The 18992-nt window shown below is 69.2% G+C and carries 17 protein-coding genes; 4 read left to right on the top strand and 13 right to left on the bottom strand.

Annotated features, from left to right (window positions below; translation table 11 throughout):
• Window positions 1–305 precede the first annotated feature (305 nt).
• The 4 genes from OID54_RS01900 to OID54_RS01885 form a co-directional block, all read right to left on the bottom strand.
• Window positions 306–935, bottom strand: a complete 630-nt coding sequence (locus OID54_RS01900; protein WP_329012913.1) for a hypothetical protein — start codon at window positions 933–935, stop codon at window positions 306–308.
• The gene (locus tag OID54_RS01895; protein ID WP_329012911.1) at window positions 928–1677 is read right to left on the bottom strand and encodes an SDR family oxidoreductase; all 750 of its coding nucleotides are present in this window, start codon (window positions 1675–1677) and stop codon (window positions 928–930) included. The genes OID54_RS01900 and OID54_RS01895 overlap by 8 nt, the downstream gene beginning before the upstream one ends.
• Window positions 1678–1707: 30 nt before the next feature.
• A complete protein-coding gene (locus OID54_RS01890; protein WP_329012908.1) occupies window positions 1708–2646 on the bottom strand; it encodes a helix-turn-helix transcriptional regulator in 939 nt (312 codons plus the stop codon).
• 208 nt (window positions 2647–2854) lie between these two features.
• Window positions 2855–3190 (bottom strand): hypothetical protein, encoded by a 336-nt coding sequence (locus OID54_RS01885; protein ID WP_329012905.1) that lies wholly within the window; start codon window positions 3188–3190, stop codon window positions 2855–2857.
• A gap of 167 nt (window positions 3191–3357) precedes the next feature.
• Here OID54_RS01885 and OID54_RS01880 point away from each other — a divergent pair, with 167 nt between their 5' ends.
• A complete protein-coding gene (locus OID54_RS01880) occupies window positions 3358–3588 on the top strand; it encodes a hypothetical protein (protein WP_329012901.1) in 231 nt (76 codons plus the stop codon).
• A gap of 101 nt (window positions 3589–3689) precedes the next feature.
• On the opposite strand, the gene OID54_RS01875 is transcribed toward OID54_RS01880, so the two are convergent.
• Window positions 3690–4283 carry a TetR/AcrR family transcriptional regulator gene (locus OID54_RS01875; protein ID WP_329012898.1) on the bottom strand — a complete coding sequence of 198 codons (594 nt, stop codon included), beginning with the start codon at window positions 4281–4283 and terminating at the stop codon, window positions 3690–3692.
• 72 nt (window positions 4284–4355) lie between these two features.
• Here OID54_RS01875 and OID54_RS01870 point away from each other — a divergent pair, with 72 nt between their 5' ends.
• Entirely contained in the window at window positions 4356–5186 is an 831-nt protein-coding gene (locus OID54_RS01870) for a class I SAM-dependent methyltransferase (RefSeq protein ID WP_329012895.1), read from the top strand.
• On the opposite strand, the gene OID54_RS01865 is transcribed toward OID54_RS01870, so the two are convergent.
• From OID54_RS01865 to OID54_RS01850, 4 genes are read right to left on the bottom strand one after another with little or no spacing between them, the layout of a single operon-like run.
• Entirely contained in the window at window positions 5146–6678 is a 1533-nt protein-coding gene (locus OID54_RS01865; RefSeq protein WP_329012893.1) for an ABC transporter ATP-binding protein, read from the bottom strand. The two genes, OID54_RS01870 and OID54_RS01865, sit on opposite strands and share 41 nt — an antisense overlap.
• The gene (locus OID54_RS01860) at window positions 6675–7511 is read right to left on the bottom strand and encodes an ABC transporter permease (protein WP_329012890.1); all 837 of its coding nucleotides are present in this window, start codon (window positions 7509–7511) and stop codon (window positions 6675–6677) included. The genes OID54_RS01865 and OID54_RS01860 overlap by 4 nt, the downstream gene beginning before the upstream one ends.
• Window positions 7508–8458, bottom strand: a complete 951-nt coding sequence (locus OID54_RS01855; RefSeq protein ID WP_329012887.1) for an ABC transporter permease — start codon at window positions 8456–8458, stop codon at window positions 7508–7510. Before OID54_RS01855 ends, OID54_RS01860 begins: the two co-directional genes overlap by 4 nt.
• Window positions 8455–10062, bottom strand: coding sequence for an ABC transporter substrate-binding protein (locus OID54_RS01850; RefSeq protein WP_329012885.1), 1608 nt, complete (start codon window positions 10060–10062; stop codon window positions 8455–8457). The genes OID54_RS01855 and OID54_RS01850 overlap by 4 nt, the downstream gene beginning before the upstream one ends.
• A 145-nt stretch (window positions 10063–10207) precedes the next feature.
• Between OID54_RS01850 and OID54_RS01845 the strand changes: the two genes are divergently transcribed.
• Window positions 10208–12139, top strand: a complete 1932-nt coding sequence (locus OID54_RS01845; RefSeq protein ID WP_329012882.1) for an ABC transporter ATP-binding protein — start codon at window positions 10208–10210, stop codon at window positions 12137–12139.
• Window positions 12136–13890 (top strand): ABC transporter ATP-binding protein, encoded by a 1755-nt coding sequence (locus OID54_RS01840; RefSeq protein ID WP_329012878.1) that lies wholly within the window; start codon window positions 12136–12138, stop codon window positions 13888–13890. The genes OID54_RS01845 and OID54_RS01840 overlap by 4 nt, the downstream gene beginning before the upstream one ends.
• Before the next feature lie 109 nt (window positions 13891–13999).
• Here OID54_RS01840 and OID54_RS01835 read toward each other — a convergent pair whose 3' ends face one another.
• The 4 genes from OID54_RS01835 to OID54_RS01820 all read right to left on the bottom strand — a co-directional run bounded on the left by OID54_RS01835 (window position 14000) and on the right by OID54_RS01820 (window position 18942).
• The gene (locus OID54_RS01835; protein WP_329012875.1) at window positions 14000–14686 is read right to left on the bottom strand and encodes a TetR/AcrR family transcriptional regulator; all 687 of its coding nucleotides are present in this window, start codon (window positions 14684–14686) and stop codon (window positions 14000–14002) included.
• 200 nt (window positions 14687–14886) lie between these two features.
• Window positions 14887–15483: a choice-of-anchor C family protein gene (locus OID54_RS01830; RefSeq protein WP_329012872.1), complete on the bottom strand. Its 597-nt coding sequence runs from the start codon at window positions 15481–15483 to the stop codon at window positions 14887–14889.
• Between the two features lie 386 nt (window positions 15484–15869).
• The gene (locus OID54_RS01825) at window positions 15870–16295 is read right to left on the bottom strand and encodes a DUF6892 domain-containing protein (RefSeq protein WP_329012870.1); all 426 of its coding nucleotides are present in this window, start codon (window positions 16293–16295) and stop codon (window positions 15870–15872) included.
• A 268-nt stretch (window positions 16296–16563) separates the two neighbouring features.
• Entirely contained in the window at window positions 16564–18942 is a 2379-nt protein-coding gene (locus OID54_RS01820) for a DUF7507 domain-containing protein (protein ID WP_329012867.1), read from the bottom strand.
• Window positions 18943–18992 lie beyond the last annotated feature (50 nt).

Here is an 18992-nt window from a genome sequence, read left to right as displayed (position 1 = left end):
AGACGTCGCCGTGGCAGGTGTCTGCTCGACACCGGTCCTGCTCCATGCCACGCCCTGGTTGAACGGCACCCGCCGGGTGTTCGGACAAATGGGCGCGCACCGGGAAGCATTGGTCGCGCAGGGATGCGTGAACCTCGTTCACCCCGCCGGTCACCTTCCTGCCTGATGCGCGGGACAAGTGTTCCCTTCGGCTGGACCTCTGTCGGACCTCTGTCGGACCTCTGTCGGATCTTGGTCGGATCTTGGTCGGATCTCGGGAGGTCGGCGGACGGACGGCGGCCCGGTCGAGCCGGTGCCCTACGTCGTCAACGGTCTTCGAACCCGTCGTCCCGTTGCTGTGTGGAGAGCGCGCGGTGGCTCTCCACCTCCGTGAGCACCCGGTCCAATCGACGCGAACGGCGAAGGAGAAGCGGGGACCGAGCTCCACCGAAGGCGAGGAGCGTGACGGGGATCAGCCGGCCGCCCAGAACAGCCAGGGCAATCGTCCAGGGCGGGATGCCCACCAGTGCGCACATCACCACGGCGGCCCGGGGTGTCCAGGGCAACAGGGAGAGGGCGGCCACGGCCCATGCACCGTACTGCGAGATGAGCTCGCCGACTTCGCGCAACTCCTCGCGCTGGGGAGCCAACCCTCCGATGGTGCTCAACAGCCATGGACCTGCCGACTGGAGGACGAGCGCGGTGAGGAAGGCACCCATGGCCGATGCGAGGACGAAGGTGAACGCGATCGTTCGCCAACGTCGCGGATGGAGTGCCGACAGCCCCATCAGGAGCAGTTGGTTCGGAAGCACGGGCAGGGCGTAGTCGCTCATGGGGAAGACGGCGAGGGTCGGGAGGAACCACGGTCTGTGCGCAGCACCGTCGAGACGTATCAGGAGCCGGCCCGCACGGCTGGAGGGAGGTCCGACTTCGATGGTCGTGGGGGCCTCAGCCATGGCGCATCGCCCGGTATCCGAGCGAGGGAGCGACCCTCATGAGGGCCGGGAGGAGGCGTGCCTTGCCGACGTAGATCTCCGCCCTTCCCCGACGCAGGCCGTCGATCACCGAGCCTGCCGCCCGTGCCGAGGTGATCTTTCCCCGACCCCGGCCGGCCGTCATATCGGTGTCGACCAGTGGGAGGACGGCGTCGATCACCTGTATGTGGGGGGCGGCACCCTCGCACTGGTAGCGCAGTGCACGGGTGAAGGTCCGTACCCCCGCCTTGGCGGCGCAGTACACCGGGGCCGAGCGCTTGGGAATGAGGGCCAGCCCACTGCTGATGTTGACGATCGCCGCTGAGGGTTGCTGTGCGAGGTGGGGAAGGAGTCCGGTGGAGAGGGTGATGACCGCGTCGAGATTCACGGCGAGCTCACGACGCAACACCGGCCGGAGTTGTTGAGGGTCGCCGGTCAGGAAGTCGCTCAGGTTCTGTACGCCCGCATTGTTGATGACGACGGACAACCCGGGGTGACGAAGGGGTAGTTCGTCGACGTACGTGTCCACGGCTTCGGAGTTCGAAAGATCGACGACGTCCGTCGACACCAGTGCGCCGTGCTCCGCCGCGAGATCGGCCAGCGCCTCGGGGTTGCTGCCCACCGCCACGACATGGGCGTCGAGTGCGACGAGTTGGCGGGTCAGCTCTCGGCCGATGCCGCGGGCGCCGCCCGTGACGAGAGCCGTCGTGCCGGTGAGTTCCATCGAGTCCTTCTCTTGCGGGTGCGTGGTCTCTTACGGGTGTGGGGTGCGGGTGGGGGTGTTCAACGGCGGCGAGGGGCGAAACGCCGATCGATAGGCCGCAGGTGTCATGGCGGTGTGACGTTTGAAACGACGGGTGAAGTGGGGCTGGTCGGCGTAGCCGCAGGCGAACCCGATCACCCCCACGGGGTGTCCACTGCGCATCAGGAGTTCGGCAGCGGCCTCTGTACGCACGCTGCCGAGGAGTTCGCTGAAGCCACCGGCACCCCTGAGCCGTCGTTGGATGCTCCGTGCGGGAAGGTGGAGTTCGGTGGCGAGGTCGGCGAGCGTCCAACGCCGGGCGAGATCGGTACGGAGCAGTCTGCGGGTCCGCGCCGCCGGATCCGTACCGCGGTCCAGCGTGGGGACGTGGATGTCGCGGGCGACATCGGACCAGGTGAACCGCCAGAAGCCGCTGTCATGGGTGGGTGGTGCCGCGGTGTAGGCGCCGTGTGCCACCACCGTCACCGGCCGGTCGCGGCCCACGGTGACGGCGACGTCCTGTGCGCCCGTCAGGGACAGCAGTGCGCTGAGCACGCCCAGTACCAATGCGTCCTCGGCCGGCTCGGGAGGTGCGGAAGCCGGTCCCACGTGCTGCGCGACCAGTTGCCCGGCACCGTGCTCCAGGATCACCACACGATGACGGGAATGGGTGAACCGCTCCAGCCGCTGCCACCGGTGGAACAGATCATGGGGGTCGACGGCGCTCAGGAGTGCGGAGACGGCGGGGTCGGCCGGGTGCGCCGAGAGCAGTGATCCGACCCGCAGCAAGGGCAGCAGGCCGTGCTCGGCGGCCACAGCGGTCAGGAATCGACGCTTGGCGTCGAAAGGCAACAGGGCGCCGTCGCCGGTGGGGGCGACGGTGGGTATGCCCTCGGCGGCCAGTGCGCCCTGGACCAGCCCGACCAGTCGGGCACTCGCGTACTCGTCCATCGACAACCCTCTCCTCTGCCACTCGGTGAACACGCTACGTCCAGGGTGGGGAGGGTGTCTTGAACGATCGCGCCACCGTGCCCGGCCGATTCGGGGCTCCACGGGGATGTCCTACAGGGGCCGACCGAGCAACGGCCCGCACACGGGGAGACATGGCCGCGGTGTGTTCGCCTGCGCCGACGGTGTGTCCGCCGGCGCAGGCGTTGTGTCACGTCTGGGCACCGCCCCCGCCGATCAGGAAGTCGCCCTGGGTGCACCAGGCGGTTGAGGTGCCACCAGACGGTACGAGCGCGCCGAAGTTGCGATAGGTCTCGATGTCACCCTTCTGACAACTCACGAATGCGCGGAACGGGTGGCCCTCGCAGGTGACGGCCAGCCCCTCACTGCCACCGTTGGTCAAGAACACGTACTCGCACGGGTCGACGGCCGCCGCGGCCTGGGTGGGCACGGCACCGGCCCATGCCGGCCCCGACGAGACGAGGAGCCCGCTCGCGCCGAGAGCAAGAGCTGTGGCGAAGGCGGCGACAGTGCGTCGGATACTCAAAACGACCTCCGAGAGATGAAGCACGAACGCCCACGCTCCATCACTGAGAGTGCTGGGGTGGGCGCATAGCGGGATCACTATGCCTGACCTCTCGGGCGGCCTAGGGACCGCGCTGTAGCCCGTGCTCGCGCTCCGGACTCTCCTCGGGGCGTCCTCATCGACCTGGGGTGAAGGCGCTCATCGCCTTCGGCGCGGCCCGAGTCGGTCGGCACGGCGCTCATGGATGCGCCGGTGGCCGGGCCGTGGCACCGAATGCGGTCCGAGATCTGTCAGGTCTCGTCCTACGGCTCCTCCGCCCGGCCTTGGCGTTGCTGCCGTCGATGCTCATGGTGTCGGCACGGGTAACTGTGGTGACCAACTTCAGCCGCTCGGGGGACAGTCGGCACACCGTCGAGTGAAGCCCCCACACTCTTTCGGCTGAACCGCGACCCTCAGTCGGGTACGGCCCCGCCGTGCGGTTGCCTACCCGAGCCGTCGGGGCGTGGTGGGTGAGCGGCGTTCAGCGTGGTGGCGTCGACAGGGCACCCACGATGACCGAATCCACCACCCTGCGCACGGCCGTGCCATCCGGTGGTGTGCCCGTACGGTCGGCGAAGAGCATATGAGCGGCCCCGATCAGGGTGGTGGCGAGGACGTGGAGGTCGCACCCGGCGTCGATCCGGCCCAACTCCCTTTCGACGGCGAGGTAGGAGCCGAGCATCGCGGCGGCCTCCGTGAGCAGCGGGATGCCGGTTGGTGTCGTCCGTCGAAGTCGAGCGCGGAGTTCGTCCCGAGAGATGACGAGGGAGACGATCGCCACCGCAACGGACCCGAAGAGATCCGTCAACGCAACGGTGAGGTGATGGGAGACGACACCGCTTCCGGCCGAGGTGAGCAGCGCGGTGGCGTCCAAGCGGGCGATGCGGTCACGCACCAACTCGGCGAGGAACGCGTCGAAGTCGGTGAAGTGCCGGTGGAGCACTCCCTTGGCGCAGCCCGCCTCTGTGGTGACCGCCCGGCTGGTCAGCGCGCTCGGCCCGTCCCGCAGCAGTACGCGTTCGGCAGCGTTGAACAGTTGCTCGCGCGGATCGCGGATGGCCACCCCTGTCGGCACGTGGTGGCTTCCTCTCCTCGGTCCGTCACCGGCCTGATTGACGGCGGGCGTGCACCACAGCATAGTGGGCACATGCCCACTATGGAGCCGGAGCCCGCGCCCGGCATCGAACCGGCACCCCACCAACACCCGCGTACAGCAGGTTCGTTCGGCGCCGATGCCGAACGCTACGACCGGACCAGACCCGGCTATCCCCGGGCTATGGTCGAGCGCATCGTCGCCGCTCTTCCCGATTCGCCCCGGGTGCTCGATGTGGGGTGTGGCACCGGCATCGCGGCCCGGCAGTTCCAGGAGGCCGGTTGCCGGGTACTGGGTGTCGATGTCGATGCACGGATGACCGACCTGGCGGGTCGGCGCGGACTCCGGGTCGAAGTCGCCGCCTTTGAGTCATGGGATCCGGCGGGCCGGGAGTTCGACGCGGTGGTGTCCGGGCAGAGTTGGCACTGGGTGGACCCGGTGGCGGGAGCTGCCAAGGCCGGGCAGGCACTACGGCCCGGTGGTCTGTTCGCCGTCTTCTGGAACGCGGGCCGACCTCCGTTGGAGTTGGTGCGGTGCTTCGCCGAGAGCTACCGGCGGGTCGCACCCGAGTCGCTCGCCGCCCGTTTCTGGGCGAGGCCGGCCGAGGACGCGTACGCGAAGCTCTGCACCAAGGCAACAGACGGAGTGCGGGAGGCCGGTGTGTTCGGCCCCGCGGAACGGTGGCGGTTCGATGGGGAGCGGTCGTACACCCGTGATGAGTGGCTGAGCCAGCTACCCACCACGGGTGCTCATGCGCAGCTTCCGCCCGTCCTGGCCTCGCAGGCCGCGGCCGAGATCGGCGCTGCCATCGATGCGGCAGGCGGCGGCTTCACCATGCGCTACGTCACACTGGCGGTCGTCGCCGTGCGTTCGGCGACCGGCTGACTCGGGGCGGTCGTGCGCGGCCGATGGAGCCGTCCGCGAGTTCGACGACTTCATCGGCGATCCGGCCGATCACCTGCGGGTCATGAGTGACCACGAGGAGGGCGAGCGATTCCCGCTCCCGCAGTTCGTCCAGGAGATCCAGTACGGACGCCCGATTCACCGAGTCGAGTGCCGAGGTCATTTCGTCGCACAGGAGCACACGAGGCGCGGCGGCCAGCGCACGGGCGATGGCCGCGCGCTGCCGTTGCCCGCCGGACAGTTCGGCGGGCGCCCGGCGCAGAAGATCCGGCGCGAGGTGGACCAGTGCGAGCAGCCTGGCGGACTCCGCCTCGATCTGCTCCGGATCCCTCATTCCCCGCAGCAGCCGCAGCGGTCTGGTGAGGGCCGCCCCGATGGTGTGGCCGGGGTGGAGCGTTTCCAGCGGGCTCTGCGGTACGAGTTGGACGGCCGCCCGATCCGCGGTGGGGCGCCGGCGCGCCTTTGCCGCCAGGGCGCGGCCGTCCAACAGCACCGCTCCCCGGTCGGGCGGGTGTAAACCCGCGATGCACCGTGCGAGCGTGCTCTTCCCCGAGCCGGACGCTCCTGTGACGGCCAGACAGTGGCCCGGCCGGACGGCCAGGTCCACCGCGTCAAACACTCGCCGGGAACCGTGGGCACACCGCAACCCGGTGACGTGGAGCAGGGGTTGTGCGGGTGACTCGACACCGCTGCGCGTGGTGGGTTCGCGATGTGCCGCCACCAGTCGCCGTGCTGCCGGGGACCGAGGGGACGAAAGCACCTCGTGCGCCGGCCGGTCCTCGACCACGCGCCCGTCGTCCAGGACGACCAGTCGGTCGACGAGGCCCTGGACGGACGCCAGATCATGGGTGATCCACAGCAGGGCGACCCCGGTGGACCGCAGTCGGGCCAGTTCGGTGCGCACCTCCGCCCGGGCCGAGGCGTCGAGGGCCGATGTGGGCTCATCGAGTACGAGTAGCTGGGGCGCCCTGGCGAGCGCGACGGCCAGTGACCCCCGCTGCTGTTGGCCACCTGAGAGTTCGGCGGGGCGCCGGTCGCCGAGCGAGGGGTCGAGCCCCGCCCTGCACAACACCGCATCGACCTCTCGTTCGTTGCCATGGCCACCGCCGAGTGCCGTACGGACTGTTCTCCCCAGCCGTTGGTACGGGTTGAGGGCGGCCCCCGCGTCCTGGCCGACGTACGAGGCGATCCGACCGCGCAGCCCCGACGGCGGCTCGGGGAGGCTGGGTCGGCCCGCGACGGTTACTTGTCCGCCGCGGTGGACCAGGCCAGGGCGCAGCAGGCCCAGTACCGCGAGTGCGAGCGTGGTCTTGCCCGAGCCGGATGCGCCCACCACAGCGATGCTTTCACCGGGTGCCATGCTCAGATGGACCGTGTGGAGGACCGGACCGTTGGGGGAGTGCACCTCCAGGTCGGTCACACGGACCAACGGTTCGGTGGTCGGCTGCTCGGATTCGGCTCTGATCCTGGTCATCGTCCGGTCCTCGGTGTGCGACGGGTCACGCTGTCCGACAGCAGATTGACGCTCACCGCGAGAGTGGCGATGAGCAGGAGCGGTGCGATCAGTGCCACCGGTTGCAGGGTGGCTCCGGGCAGGGCTTCGACGACGAGCGTGCCCCAGTCGGATCCGCCGCTCCCGATTCCGAGGAATCCGGCGGCCGTCACCAGGTAGAGCGCGAGGACGAACCGGAGTCCGACGTCGGCGTGCACCGTGGCGGAGATCAGCGGCAGCACCTCGTACCGGAGGAGCCATCCCCAGCCCTCCCCCCTGGCGATCGCCAACTCCACATGGGGCCGTCGGAGCACCGGGGTTACCGCGGCGTGGACCACTCGGGCGGACAGTGGCGCGCTGGCCACCGCAGCCGCGATTACCACGCCGAGGCGGCCCGGCACCGCCGTCAGTACGAGCAACAGCGCCAGCACCGGAGGGAGGGCAGCGACGGCGTCCAACGGGCGCATCACCAGACCTGACCGGCCTCTTTGATGTCCCAGCAGGGCCGACACCAGACCGGCCGCCGTACCGGTCGCGACGGCTATGGCCGTGGCGAGGACGGAGGTGAGCACCACGGACGGGCCTCCATCGAGGAGTCGGGAGAGCACGTCACGCCCCAGGTGGTCGCCGCCGAGCCACAGCCCGGGGCTGGGGGCCGCATAGGGCGTGGTGATCTGGGTGGTGGGGGAGTGCGGGGCGAAGAACGGGCCGGTCAGCCCGATGAGCAGTACGGCTCCTGTGGTGAGCGCACAGGTCCACAGGAGAAGGGGCCGCGGTGCCCGGACGGTGTCGCTCTGCGCTGCGGGGCGGCTCATGTGGACCTCGTACGGCCGGTGGCTGCGGCGATCAGATCGGCGGCGACTGTGGCCAGGAGGGTGAGCGCACCCATGAACATGGCCAGCGCCTGGACGACGGGGAGGTCCCCGCTCCGGACGGACGACACCAGGATCCCGCCGATGCCGGGGTAATTGAAGACGATCTCCACCAGGACGGTTCCCCCCATCAGCCCGGCAGCGCTGATCAGCCAGATCTGCACTGCCGACGGCAGTACCGCGGGCAGTACCGCCTGCCGCAGGATCGCGCGCTCGGGCATTCCGTTGAGGCGCATGAACTCGATGTGCGGTGCGCGTAGCGCCTGGACGGTCTGCGCGCGGATCATGCGGCTCGCGTACGCCAGACTCACCAGGAGGAGGCTCAGCACGGGCAGCACCAGCACCTCGGGATGGCCCAACGGGTGCTCTCCGGCCGGAACGAGCGAGGCCGCGGGTAGCCATCCCAGCCGGCCGGCCACGACCAGGGCGAGTCCGCTGGCGATGACGAACTCGGGCACCGCCACGGTCAACAACAGCGCGGCCGATCCCGCGCCGTCGAACCGCCCGCCGGCGCGACGACCCAGGGAAACCCCCAGCGCGAGCGAGGCCGGAACGAGCAGGGCGACGGTGATGCCCGTCAGCACGGCGGTGTTCCCCAGCCGCCCGGACAACAGGTCGGCCACGGGCATGCCGTTGGCCGAGCTGCCCAGGTCGCCGCGTAGGAGCCCGGTGACCCACTCCCAGTACCGCTGTGCGAGCGGCTCGTCCAGGCCCAGCCGCTCCCTGGCCTGGTTCGCCTGGTCCGGGGTGGAGCTCGGGCCCAATCTGGCGGTGGCCGGATCACCCGGTAGCAGGTCCACACCGGCGTAGACGACGAGTGACAGTGCACCGAGCAGACCTGCCGCGAGGGCGAGCCTGCCCGAGGCATGGCGCAGGGTCCTCCGCGTCACGCGACGAACCCCGCCTTGCCCAGCCACGGGTACTTCGGTGACTCGCGACCGTCAATGCCGGTGAGCTTCTCCTTGGCCACGCTGAGCACATCACCGCGCCCCCAGGCCACCCAGTTGCCGCGATCGGCCATCACCTGCTGAGCGGTTTCCCAGGCCGCTGCCCGTTCGGTTTCGGACCTGGTGGAAATGGCGGTGGCGACCGCGCGGTTCAGTTCCTCGTCCGGGAGCGCGAGGGTGGGGTAGGCGGCGGAGCGGGTGTAGGTCAGGGCCAGGGAGAAGGGACCCAACGGGAAGGCGAGGGCGTCGCACGCCTTCATGCCCTCCGCGTCGAAGCCCTCGGTGACTCCCACTTTGATGAGGGTCGCCTTCAGACCGAGGCCCCGCAGCTGTTCGACGAACAGTTCGGCGGAGGCGTTGAGTCCGGCTTCGTACTCCGCCGTCCTGACGACGAACGGCTTCCCGTCGGCGCCCGCGGCCTTGAGCAGCTCCTTCGCCTGCCCGGGGTTGTGCTCCGGTACGGGGACGGTGTCCAGGAAGTGTTGTGCCCCGGCCCCGAAGAGGTCGTTGGCAACGGCGCCGAAGCCCAGGAAGACGGACTTGACCAGGGCTTCGCGGTCTATGCCCAATCGGATCGCCTTGCGCACCCGGGGGTCGGCGGACGGGCCGCGGGTGACGTTGAGGACGAACCCGTAGGTGGTGCGCAGTCCTTCGCCGCCGGTTCGGATCTGGAGGCCGGCGCCCCCGGCGCCGGACTTGGCGGTCGAGTAGGAGACGTCGGACGCATAGTCCGCCTGGCCACCTCTGACCGCGTTCACCCGGGCCTGTGGGTCCTCGATGCTGAGGAGTGTGATCTTCTCTGCGTTCCCGGCACCGTTCCAGTACGTGGCATGGCGTTCCAACTGGGTCTCCACGCCTGCTTGGAATCGGGTGACGCGGTAGGGGCCGGTGCCCACGGTGTCGTCGACGGTGAAGCTCCGCGCACCGTTCTTGATGACGTAGAGGCCCGAGCCGGCGAGCAGGGTGGCGGGGTCGCCCACGGTCTTCACGGTGGGGATGACCACCGTGTGGTCATCGACCCGACGGGCGGCCACGAGGTTGAAGTACTGGGAGAGTTCGCTGGGGAAGACACGGTCCGGTGCAGCCCGGTGCTTGAGTGTGTGGACGACATCGGCTGCGGTGAACGGCGAGCCGTCGTGCCAGGTGACGCCCTTGCGGAGGGTCAGGGTGCAATTCTTTCCCTTGGCGTCGGGTTCGGCGGCGGTGGCGAGCGAAGGCTGCGCGGTTCCGTTGTCGAAGGAGAAGAGCTGGTCGAAGACGATGGCGTACCGCACCAGGTCGCAACTCGTCTGACCGACGGTCGGATCGAGGGAATCAGCCGCGCCGGATCCGGGGAAGGCCAGCCGCAGGGTGCCTCCGCGGGTGGCTGCGCCGGTGGGCACACCGCTGGCGACGGGGGTGCCGCCGCCGTTCGACGAGCAGCCGCTGAGGGCGGGCGAGGCCAGCGTCGCCGCGCCGAGGCCGAGCAGGGCGAGGATCCCGCGCCGGGTGACAGGGCCTGTGGCCTGCACGAGTCGGCTATCGGCGGATGACGTTCTTCGGGACATGACACTCCTGGGTCAATGGTCGCCATTTGATGCGTACAGTGTTCGCGTAAGGTTAACCTTACTTGGCTGAATGCGGGCGATGGGGATTACATGCGAATGACAATCATTATCATTAATGTCGCGCGAGCGGAGAGGGAGGGCTCCCATGCCCACTAGCGGTACGACCGTGTACGAGACTCCGCAGGACGACGGAGCCAAGGCCCCATCCACACCTGAGCTCGCAGAAGGCACCGCAGAGCCCGGGGATACCGGAGCGACCCGTGCGGGTCGGGACCCGTTGTTCGCTCTCCTCGGCAGCATCCGCGGCAGGCTCGTCCTCGCCTTCGGTGTGGGCGCCGCAGGCGGTGTGTTCGGTGTCGCCGGTCTGGTCCTCATGGGATTCGCCCTGGACGAACTGCTCTCGTCGGACCCGTCCGGCACCAGCACGGCATGGCTGCTGGGCGCCGCCGCCACAGCGATGATCACCCAGTTCGGCCTGCGCAAACGGGCAGCCGACCTGTCCCACATCGCATCCTTCGAACTGGAGACCACGCTCCGACGCGACCTCGCCCGGCATCTGTCGACCGTCCCCCTCGGCACCGTCCAGTCCTTGGGATCCGGAACCCTGAAGAAGGTCATCCAGGACGACGTCCGTGCCCTGCACGGAGCCGTCGCCGATGCCACACCCATGATCGGAGCCGGTCTCGCCCAACCCCTGGCCGCACTCGCTGCGCTCGCGATCCTCGACTGGCGGCTGCTCCTCGCCGTCCTCGCCATCGTGCCGGCCGTAGTGATCGGCTTCCGACTCGTCACCAAGGACCACGCCGAGCAGCGCCGCGCCTACGACAGGGCCAACGAAGCCATCAACGAAGCCGTGGTCGAGTTCGTCCAGGGAATGCCCGTGGTCCGCGCCTTCGACGACGGCACCACATCCTTCGCGCGGTTCGCCGACCGGGTCGCCGACTTCACCCGGGCCACGGAACAGTGGCAGCGCCGGACGAGGAAGGCGGGGGTCCTCACCCGTGCCGCCATGACCCCGCTGCCCACGCTCGTCATCGTGGTCGCCGTCGGCACCTGGCTGGTTTCGACCGGCTCCCTGTCGCTCGTCGACCTTGTCCTCGCCACCCTGCTCGGGACCATGCCGATCGAGTCCGTCGTCCCCCTGATGTACATCAGCCAGTTCATCACCGAGTCCAGGGCCGGCGCCCAGCGCATCGCAGACCTCCTCGCCATCCGCCCACTCCCGGAAGCCGAGTCACCCCGCACGCCCGCAGACGGCTCGATCGCCTTCACCAGCGTCGACTTCTCCTACGGTGCGGCCTCCGCCGATACTCGCAGGGCGTTGGACGGTGTCAGTCTCCAGGTGCCCGCAGGGTCGGTCTGTGCCCTGGTCGGTGCATCGGGCTCCGGCAAGTCGACCATCGCCCGGCTGATCCCCCGGTTCTGGGACGTGGACTCCGGGGCCGTCCACGTCGGCGGCATGGACGTCCGCGAGATCGACCCCGGCGAACTGCTGCGCCATGTCGGCCTCGTCTTCCAGGAGCCCTTCCTCCTCGACGACACCGTCACCGAGAACATCCGCCTCGCCCGACCCGACGCAACCGATGAAGAGGTCCGAGCCGCTGCCCGCGCCGCACAGGCCGACGACTTCATCCGCCGGGACCTATCCCACGGCTACGACACCCGTGTCGGCGAACGGGGTTCACAACTCTCCGGCGGCCAACGGCAGCGCATCACCATCGCGAGGGCGCTCCTCGCCGACTCCCCGATCATTGTGCTCGACGAGGCGACCGCCTTCGCCGACCCGGAGAACGAGGCGGCCATCCAGCGAGCCCTGGCCGAACTGACCCGCGGACGCACCGTCGTGGTCATCGCCCACCGCCTCAGCACCATCGTCGACGCCGACCAGATCGTCGTACTCGACCGCGGACGGGTCGCCGAGAGCGGCACCCACACCTCCCTCCTCGCCGCCGAAGGCCGCTACGCGGCGATGTGGCGCCAGCACCTCAAAGCGGACCAGTGGGGGCTGTCCGGGCTCTCATCCGCCCGCACCACCCACACGACACGGGTCGGCACCCCAGAGGAGACCCCGGCATGAAGCGCCTGTTCCGTCTGATGATGATCGCCGCCGGCTCACGCGGCGAACGGTTCCTCGCCTCCCTGCGGGCCTCCCTACTCGGCTCCCTGGCCCAGGCCGCCGCCTACGGCGCCCTCATCGGCCTGATCCATGAACTCGCCCAGCCCGACATCGACTCCACCACCGCATGGACCTGGTTCCTCGCCTTCCTCCTCCTGTACGCACTCGAAGCGCTCTGCCGACTCGGCGAGCTCCGCTTCCAGTACGAGGACTGGGCACGGGTGATGTCCGACCTCCGCCTCGGCCTCGGCGAGAAACTGCGCGCCATGCCACTGCGGGAACTGGAGAAGCGCTCGGCGGGCGACCTCAGCACCCTGGTCGGAGGCAACGTCTCGTACGCGTCCATGGGCGCATCCCACATCGCCTTCCTCTTCGTTCAGGCCGTCGTCGTCCCGGTCGTCGTCGTCCTGATCGTCCTGGTGGTCGACTGGCGCGTCGGACTCGTACTCCTGGCAACGCTGCCCGCGGCCCTGCCCTTCGTCCGGGGCATCCAGCGCCGCGCCGGCACGGGACTGCGCGCGACCAACACCGCCGACGGGGCCGCCGCCTCACGGATCGTCGAGTACGTCCAGGGGCTGCCGGTCCTGCGAGCGGCCGGACAGGTCGGTGAGTCCTCCCGCCGGCTCGACGCGGCACTGAAGCACCAGACCCACGTCATGAGCGAGTCACAGAAGTCGCTCACCACACCCAGCATCATCGCCATCGCGGCCGTGCAACTCGCGATCGTCGCCGCCGTCGCGGTGGGAGCGGCCCTCGTGCTCGATGCCAGCCTCTCCGCGCCCCTGCTCGCCGCACTGGCGGTGGCGGCCGTCAAGCTCGCCGAACCGCTCGTCACCGCCACCACGATGATCGCCGTCTTCGAACTGTCGGAAGCCTCCCTCGAACGCATCCAGGAGGTCATGGAGAGCGAACCGCTCCCCGTCGGCGATCCCGAGGCCCGGATCGACCGCTTCGACATCGCCTTCGAAGACGTTGAGTTCCACTACCACCCCGACGACCCCGAACCCGTCCTGGACCGGATCTCCTTCACCCTGCCGGCCCGCTCCCTGACCGCCCTGGTGGGCCCCTCCGGTTCGGGAAAGACGACGATCTCCAAACTCATCACCCGCTACGCGGACCCCGACTCGGGCACCGTCCGCATCGGTGGTACGGATCTGTGCCAGGTCGCTCCCACCGAGATCTACCGCCATGTCGCCGTCGTCTTCCAGGACGTCTACCTCTTCGACGACACCATTCGCGCCAACATCGCCATGGCGCGCCCCGATGCCACCGATGACGAGGTGGAAGCCGCCGCCAGAGCCGCCAACGTCCACGAGTTCGTCAGCCGTCTACCTCGGGGCTACGACACTCGGGTGGGCGAGATCGGTGGCGCGCTCTCCGGAGGGGAACGCCAACGGGTCTCCATCGCCCGCGCCATCCTCAAGGACGCCCCCATCGTCCTCCTCGACGAACCGACCGCCGCGCTCGACAGTGGCAGTGAGGTGGCGGTCCAGCAGGCCATCGACGCACTCGTCGCCCATAAGACGGTCCTCGTCATCGCCCACCGACTGTCCACCGTCACCGGAGCGGATCAGATCCTCGTCATCGACCGCGGCCAGGTCGCCGAGCGGGGCACGCACACCGAACTCCTGACGGCGCAGGGCCGGTACGCGGACATGTGGGCCGCTCAGACCGGGGCACGGCGGTGGCGGGTGGCGGCCAGCGGGACGTGAGACCGACCGCGCTCCGGCCCGACAGATCCCGCCGTCCGCTCACCCGTACTACTAGGCCCCGTGGACCAACCGGCAGGGGGCGATCCCAACCCCTCTGGTACGAAGGGTTTCACTCGCCGTCCACGAGGAGCGCGCTCAGCAACGCCGCGACGGCGCGGCCGAACCGTTCCTCGGGAAGCCGGCCCACAGCGGCCCGGTCCTGCGTCGACCCCAGCACCCGAGCGAAGGCGGGCAGCCGGTCGATGTCGGCCCCCTCCACCGCCACACTGCGCTGGCTCGGCTCCTTCGGCGGTACGAGGGGGTGCTGGGCGAGCAACTCTCCCAGCATGAGGTGCCAACACGCCCAGTACGCGTCCAGCGCCTCCTGAGGTGAAAGCCCGGCTTCCAGGAAGTCCGCGAAGCACGCGTCGACGAAGGAGAAGGCGGTCTCGGCCACGAGGTCACCACGGATGAGGATGTGCAACACCCACACGTGATGCGCGAGGTAGTCGTGAGCGTCCATCAGCCGCCGCAGGAGCCGTTCGCCTGCGGTGTCCCCGGGCACCGTCACCGGCAGTCCCTCGGCGACCTGTTCCAGGATGGCGAGGAGCAGGGCGTCCCGGTCCGCGACGTGCCGGTACAGCGAGGTGGCCGCGGTGTCGAGCTCCCGCGCGACGGTACGCATGGTCAGTGCGTCCAACCCGTCGCGCTCGATCACCCTGCGCCCGGCGGCCACCACGACCGACGTGGTCAGGCCCGGGCGTGGCTTGCGACGACCGTAGCGACCGCGATTGTCCGGATCGGACTGATGCACCATGAGTCCATCGTTTCACGATCACAACGAACCACCGCACGGTGGCGGGCCATGGCTCGCCACCGTGCGGTGGTAGGAAGGGTCGGACCGGGTGGCACCGGTGAGAGCAGAAGGCCGGTCAGGGCATTCCGCCGAATACGCCCCGGCCGATGCCATCGGCTCGACCGGGGGAGTTCTCCGTCCCGGTCAGGACGGTGGGGCCGTCAGGGGGTACAGGAACAGGGCGACGAGCCCGTGACGCGCACGTCGTCGATGACGGGCCCATAGGCGCCGGGCGAGGTGCTGGCGAACCCGAGGGTCGTCGTCGACGCGTTGGCCACGAACGTCACCTGCCGTTGCACATAGCCCATGGCGGCACGGGTCTTCCCGGTGGAGTTGAACGAGAAGTCCTGGAAGTTCTGACCGTCCACGAGGACCCTGCCGGTCTTCACGGCCGGGGCCCCCTCCGGGTTCGCGGCCAGTGCATAGGTGACCGTGTAGGTCCGACCCGGGGTCGTGGTGAAGGTCTGGGTCACTGTGCCCGCCTGGGTTGCGTTGAGGTCGACGGACTGACCTCCCTCGGCCGCCTGCCAGAATCCTTCGCCGATCAGGTCCACGCCTCCGGCGGTGACCTGCCAGGGTCCGATTGCCTGCCCGCTGTTGACCGTGGTGAACGAGTTCGCCGGCGCTGTGGGGTACTCGAAACTGCCGTCGTCGAACCGGCTCACCGCCGCCGCCGACGGGGCGGCCAGTGCGGCACCCGAACCGGCCATGAGAATTCCTGCCGCAACAGCGACGACCAACGAACGCGCAACCTTCATGAATGCCTCCTGAAGAGAATCAGCTTGCCGTTCAACACGATCAGCATTCCGGTCGGCCGGAAGGGAGGGGAAGGGCCCTGGTCAGGCGTGCGGGAGTACGGCACAGGGACGCATGGTCCTGGACCGTATTCGTGTGCTTCAACAAGCCGGGTGGGTCCACCGCGATCACACTTGCGACACCGGCGAGGCGTCCGGGGAAGCGGCTCCGGGCGTGCTATGCGGATGGAAACGGAACGGATGGGAGTCGTGGTGCTCGTGCTTCGACCTCGTCTAGGGGGAAGTCGCTCTTGGTGGCAGAGAAAGTGCGCGGATGCCGGGTGCTCTGCCCACCGGACCGTCGTCGGTGTCGGGCGCGTACTGCGGACCGGTGGGCCGTCGACGGGTGACTACTCGACAGCGATGCCGCGCGCCGCCAGGATCTCCAGCTTGTTGGAAACGGCCAAGAGTGCTTCCTCCGCGCCCTCTATGCACTTGAGGTTCGGCAGGAGCGCGAGGTCGTCGAGTGAGCGGACATCGAAGAGGTCGTCCTCGCCGTCCCACATCGGGGCGCACTCGTTGTAGACCTCGTTGCCGCCGTCCGCCAGCAGCACCTCGACACTGGCCAGCAGTTCGTCACTGATCTCCAGTGCTTCGAAGAAGGCCCGTGCCTCCGGCAGCACGGTATGGGCCAGGTCCCTCTCGACGGCGTAGCCGAAGGGATCGTCGACGCCCAGGTGCTCGGCGAGATTGAACTTCGGGGTGAGCGTCTCGTCCGAGTACATGAGCTGTTCGACGACGAGGAGTTTGAAGTTGAAGTCGGTGAAGGTGGTCATGCCATCAACGTAAGGCACGGCAGTGACATCGGGCAGTCACGCAGATCCTTGCCCTTCGTTGGGAAGGCCCCAGCACGGTGGGCCGCCGTATCCGTTCCTGTTGGCAAGACGGGCAGTGGAAGGGCTGGCGCCGACCCGATGGATCTGCCGGTGGGGCCTGGCGTGTGTTGGGGCCGAGGCCGCTCTCAACGTGTTGTCGTGCCGGGCTCACCCGGTGAGCCCGGCACGACAACAACAACGCCCGTGGGGAGTGCGATGCTCCTCCGGTCTATCCCTTGTCCTTGTCCTTGCCCTTCCCGTTCTCACCGCGCTGGTTGGCGAGGTCGACGGTGACGGGAGTGTCAGCGTTCTGGGCGGTGATCGTGTAGGGCCCGGTCACCGGCTGCGCAGGAAGGACATAGCCCTCGGGGACGTCGGTCTCCTTGAGGTAGTACATGCCGGCGGGCAGACCGTCGAAGACGCACACCCCCGCCCGGTCCGTGGCGCATCCGGCTCCGCGCCTCTCGTCCGCCGCGACGGTGCCGGAGGCCGTGGTCTGGAGCCCGGCCACGCCGTTGGTCTCCCTCCACAGCTCGAACACCGCCCCCGCCAGCGCCCTGCCGTTCTTCGCATCGGTCTTGCGGACCTTGACCGCTCCCTTGACCGGTGGGATGCGCACGGTTGCCGTCACGAGCTCGCTCGCCACGGTGTTCCCGGCGGGGTCCTCCGCGGCTGCCTGCGCTCGGTTGGTGACCTCGCCCGCGGCGCCGTCCGTCTCGGTGATGATGTATTCGCCACGACAGACGGTCGACGCGCCGGGTGCCAGGGTCGTCGTGTCACAGACGACCGTGGTGATGTGGTCGTCGACCACGCGTACCGCGGTCAAAGTTCGGGTGCCGCTGTTGGTGACGGTGTAGGCGTACTGGACGGTGTCCCCGACCCGGTGCGGGCCCGGGCTGGTCACCCGCTTGGTCAAGGAGACCGAAGGCCCGCCCTCGATGGGGAGGGTCGCCTGAGCAGGTGGTGAGGTGACGGTCCGGCCTTCTGCAGTGCCGCTCGCGGTCGCGGTGTTGGTGACGAACCCCGCGTCGGCATCCGCCTGGGTGACGGTGTAGCTGCCCCGACAGGTGGTGCTGTCGCCGCTTTGGCCCTCGGGTTGCAGCGTGCTCGCCTCGCAGATGATGCCGGTGACTCGATCGTCCGTGATCTGAACGCCGGTCAGCGGGTGGCCGCCGGTGTTGCGTACTGTGTAGACGTACTCCACCTCGGTACCCGCACTGTAGGGGCCGGGAGTCTCGACGGCCTTCTCCACGGCGATGCTCGGCGGCTGGGCGATCGGCACCGTCTCGTCGGACGGAGGCGAGGTGACCGGAGTGGTGCCGGAGGTGGCCGTGGCGATCGCGGTGTTCGTGATGGAGCCCTCGGCCACGTCTTGGGCGGTGACGATGTAGATCGCCGTGCAGGTGACCGTCTCGCCCACCCCGAGAGTGGTCACCGGGCAGCTCACCGGCCCCGTCTTCGGATCGTCCACCGTCAACTGAGTGACGGGGGCACCGCCCGAGTTGGTGACCACGAAGTCGTAAGGAACCTCGGTTCCCTCCTCCAGTAGCGCGGGCACCGGTTGGTGCACCTGCTTCACCAGATCGAGCGCGGGCAGCGGACGCTCGGTGGTGATCGTGACATTGCGGATCAGATGGACGTCGGTGAAGAGTCCCGTCGATCCGGCGAAGCCGAACTTGTAGGTGGCCGGGACCGGTTCGGGGGCGGGGGTGGAGATCACCTGGTGGGCGCCGGTGCCGTCGTTGAAGTCGATCGTCACCGTCAGCACCGGATCGGGGGCCGGGGTCAGGTGCACGTTGACCCGGCGGCGCGAGGGCTCCAGAGCGGCTTCCGCCTCGGCGGGGGTGGCCCCGGGCGGCAATGCGGTCAGCGGCCCCTGGAGTTCCCCGGGCAGCGTGGACGGCCAAGGGCCGCTGGTGGAGAAGTTGTCGGTGGACGCGGTGAGGAAGCAGTACCCCTCGATGCCGTCACCCGGGCCGCGGACGGTCACCATGTTGGCTCCCGGAGCGGGAATCCGGAACTCGGTGCCGGCCGGTGAGCGCGTGGCACAACCGTTGCCGCGCTGTTCCCAGTCGCCGAAGTAGTTGCCCAGGACGTCCAGCCCGATACCGAGGTAGCCCCGGTCCACGCCGGGAAGGAAGGCATTGGCGGGGTTGTCGTCCGGCAGTTTCTGCGCGTAGCCGAGGCTGCCGCCGAAGGCACCGGGGTGCGTGAGCGCCGTATCACCGTCGACCAGGAAGAACGAAATGCCGTCCGCGGGGGTCGCAGGGGTCGTGCTGCCGTACTGCCACTGGTCGAAGGTGACGTCGAGGCCCTCGGCCGCGGGCAGCGCTTGGTCGTACAGGACCGCGCCGGCCTGGTCGTTGGAGGCGTCGGTGAGCTGGAGGTACCCGTTCGGTGCGCCGCCGGTCGGAGGAACGGGACCGGTCTGTGCCGCCGGGCACCCGCCGAGCGGATGACTGCCCGGACCCGCCACCGGGGCGGTTGCGGCTCCCGTGAGGCACGCCGACCCCACGGCGACGAATCCGGCATCCGCGGTCGCGCCCGTGAACGTCTCCTGCACCAGTGGGGTACCCGCGAGCAGAGCGCCCGTCGCCGGTTGAGCCACGACGCTCGTACGACCGCCGAAGTCGGCAGCTGTCGAGAGACCCGGCGTCC

It is taken from the genome of Streptomyces sp. NBC_00690 (assembly GCF_036226685.1).
GTDB lineage: Bacteria > Actinomycetota > Actinomycetes > Streptomycetales > Streptomycetaceae > Streptomyces.
Note: the sequence above shows the minus strand (reverse complement) of the source record. Positions and strands in the feature narration are given on the sequence as shown.

Bases quoted from the DNA above. Each gene is read 5' to 3' on its own strand.
- OID54_RS01890 (WP_329012908.1), bottom strand. From the start codon at position 2,646: ATGGACGAGTACGCGAGTGCCCGACTGGTCGGGCTGGTCCAGGGCGCA.
- OID54_RS01870 (WP_329012895.1), top strand. From the start codon at position 4,356: ATGCCCACTATGGAGCCGGAGCCCGCGCCCGGCATCGAACCGGCACCC.
- OID54_RS01900 (WP_329012913.1), bottom strand. From the start codon at position 935: ATGGCTGAGGCCCCCACGACCATCGAAGTCGGACCTCCCTCCAGCCGT.
- OID54_RS01845 (WP_329012882.1), top strand. From the start codon at position 10,208: ATGCCCACTAGCGGTACGACCGTGTACGAGACTCCGCAGGACGACGGA.
- OID54_RS01840 (WP_329012878.1), top strand. From the start codon at position 12,136: ATGAAGCGCCTGTTCCGTCTGATGATGATCGCCGCCGGCTCACGCGGC.
- OID54_RS01825 (WP_329012870.1), bottom strand. From the start codon at position 16,295: ATGACCACCTTCACCGACTTCAACTTCAAACTCCTCGTCGTCGAACAG.
- OID54_RS01860 (WP_329012890.1), bottom strand. From the start codon at position 7,511: ATGAGCCGCCCCGCAGCGCAGAGCGACACCGTCCGGGCACCGCGGCCC.
- OID54_RS01830 (WP_329012872.1), bottom strand. From the start codon at position 15,483: ATGAAGGTTGCGCGTTCGTTGGTCGTCGCTGTTGCGGCAGGAATTCTC.
- OID54_RS01895 (WP_329012911.1), bottom strand. From the start codon at position 1,677: ATGGAACTCACCGGCACGACGGCTCTCGTCACGGGCGGCGCCCGCGGC.
- OID54_RS01865 (WP_329012893.1), bottom strand. From the start codon at position 6,678: ATGACCAGGATCAGAGCCGAATCCGAGCAGCCGACCACCGAACCGTTG.
- OID54_RS01850 (WP_329012885.1), bottom strand. From the start codon at position 10,062: ATGTCCCGAAGAACGTCATCCGCCGATAGCCGACTCGTGCAGGCCACA.
- OID54_RS01835 (WP_329012875.1), bottom strand. From the start codon at position 14,686: ATGGTGCATCAGTCCGATCCGGACAATCGCGGTCGCTACGGTCGTCGC.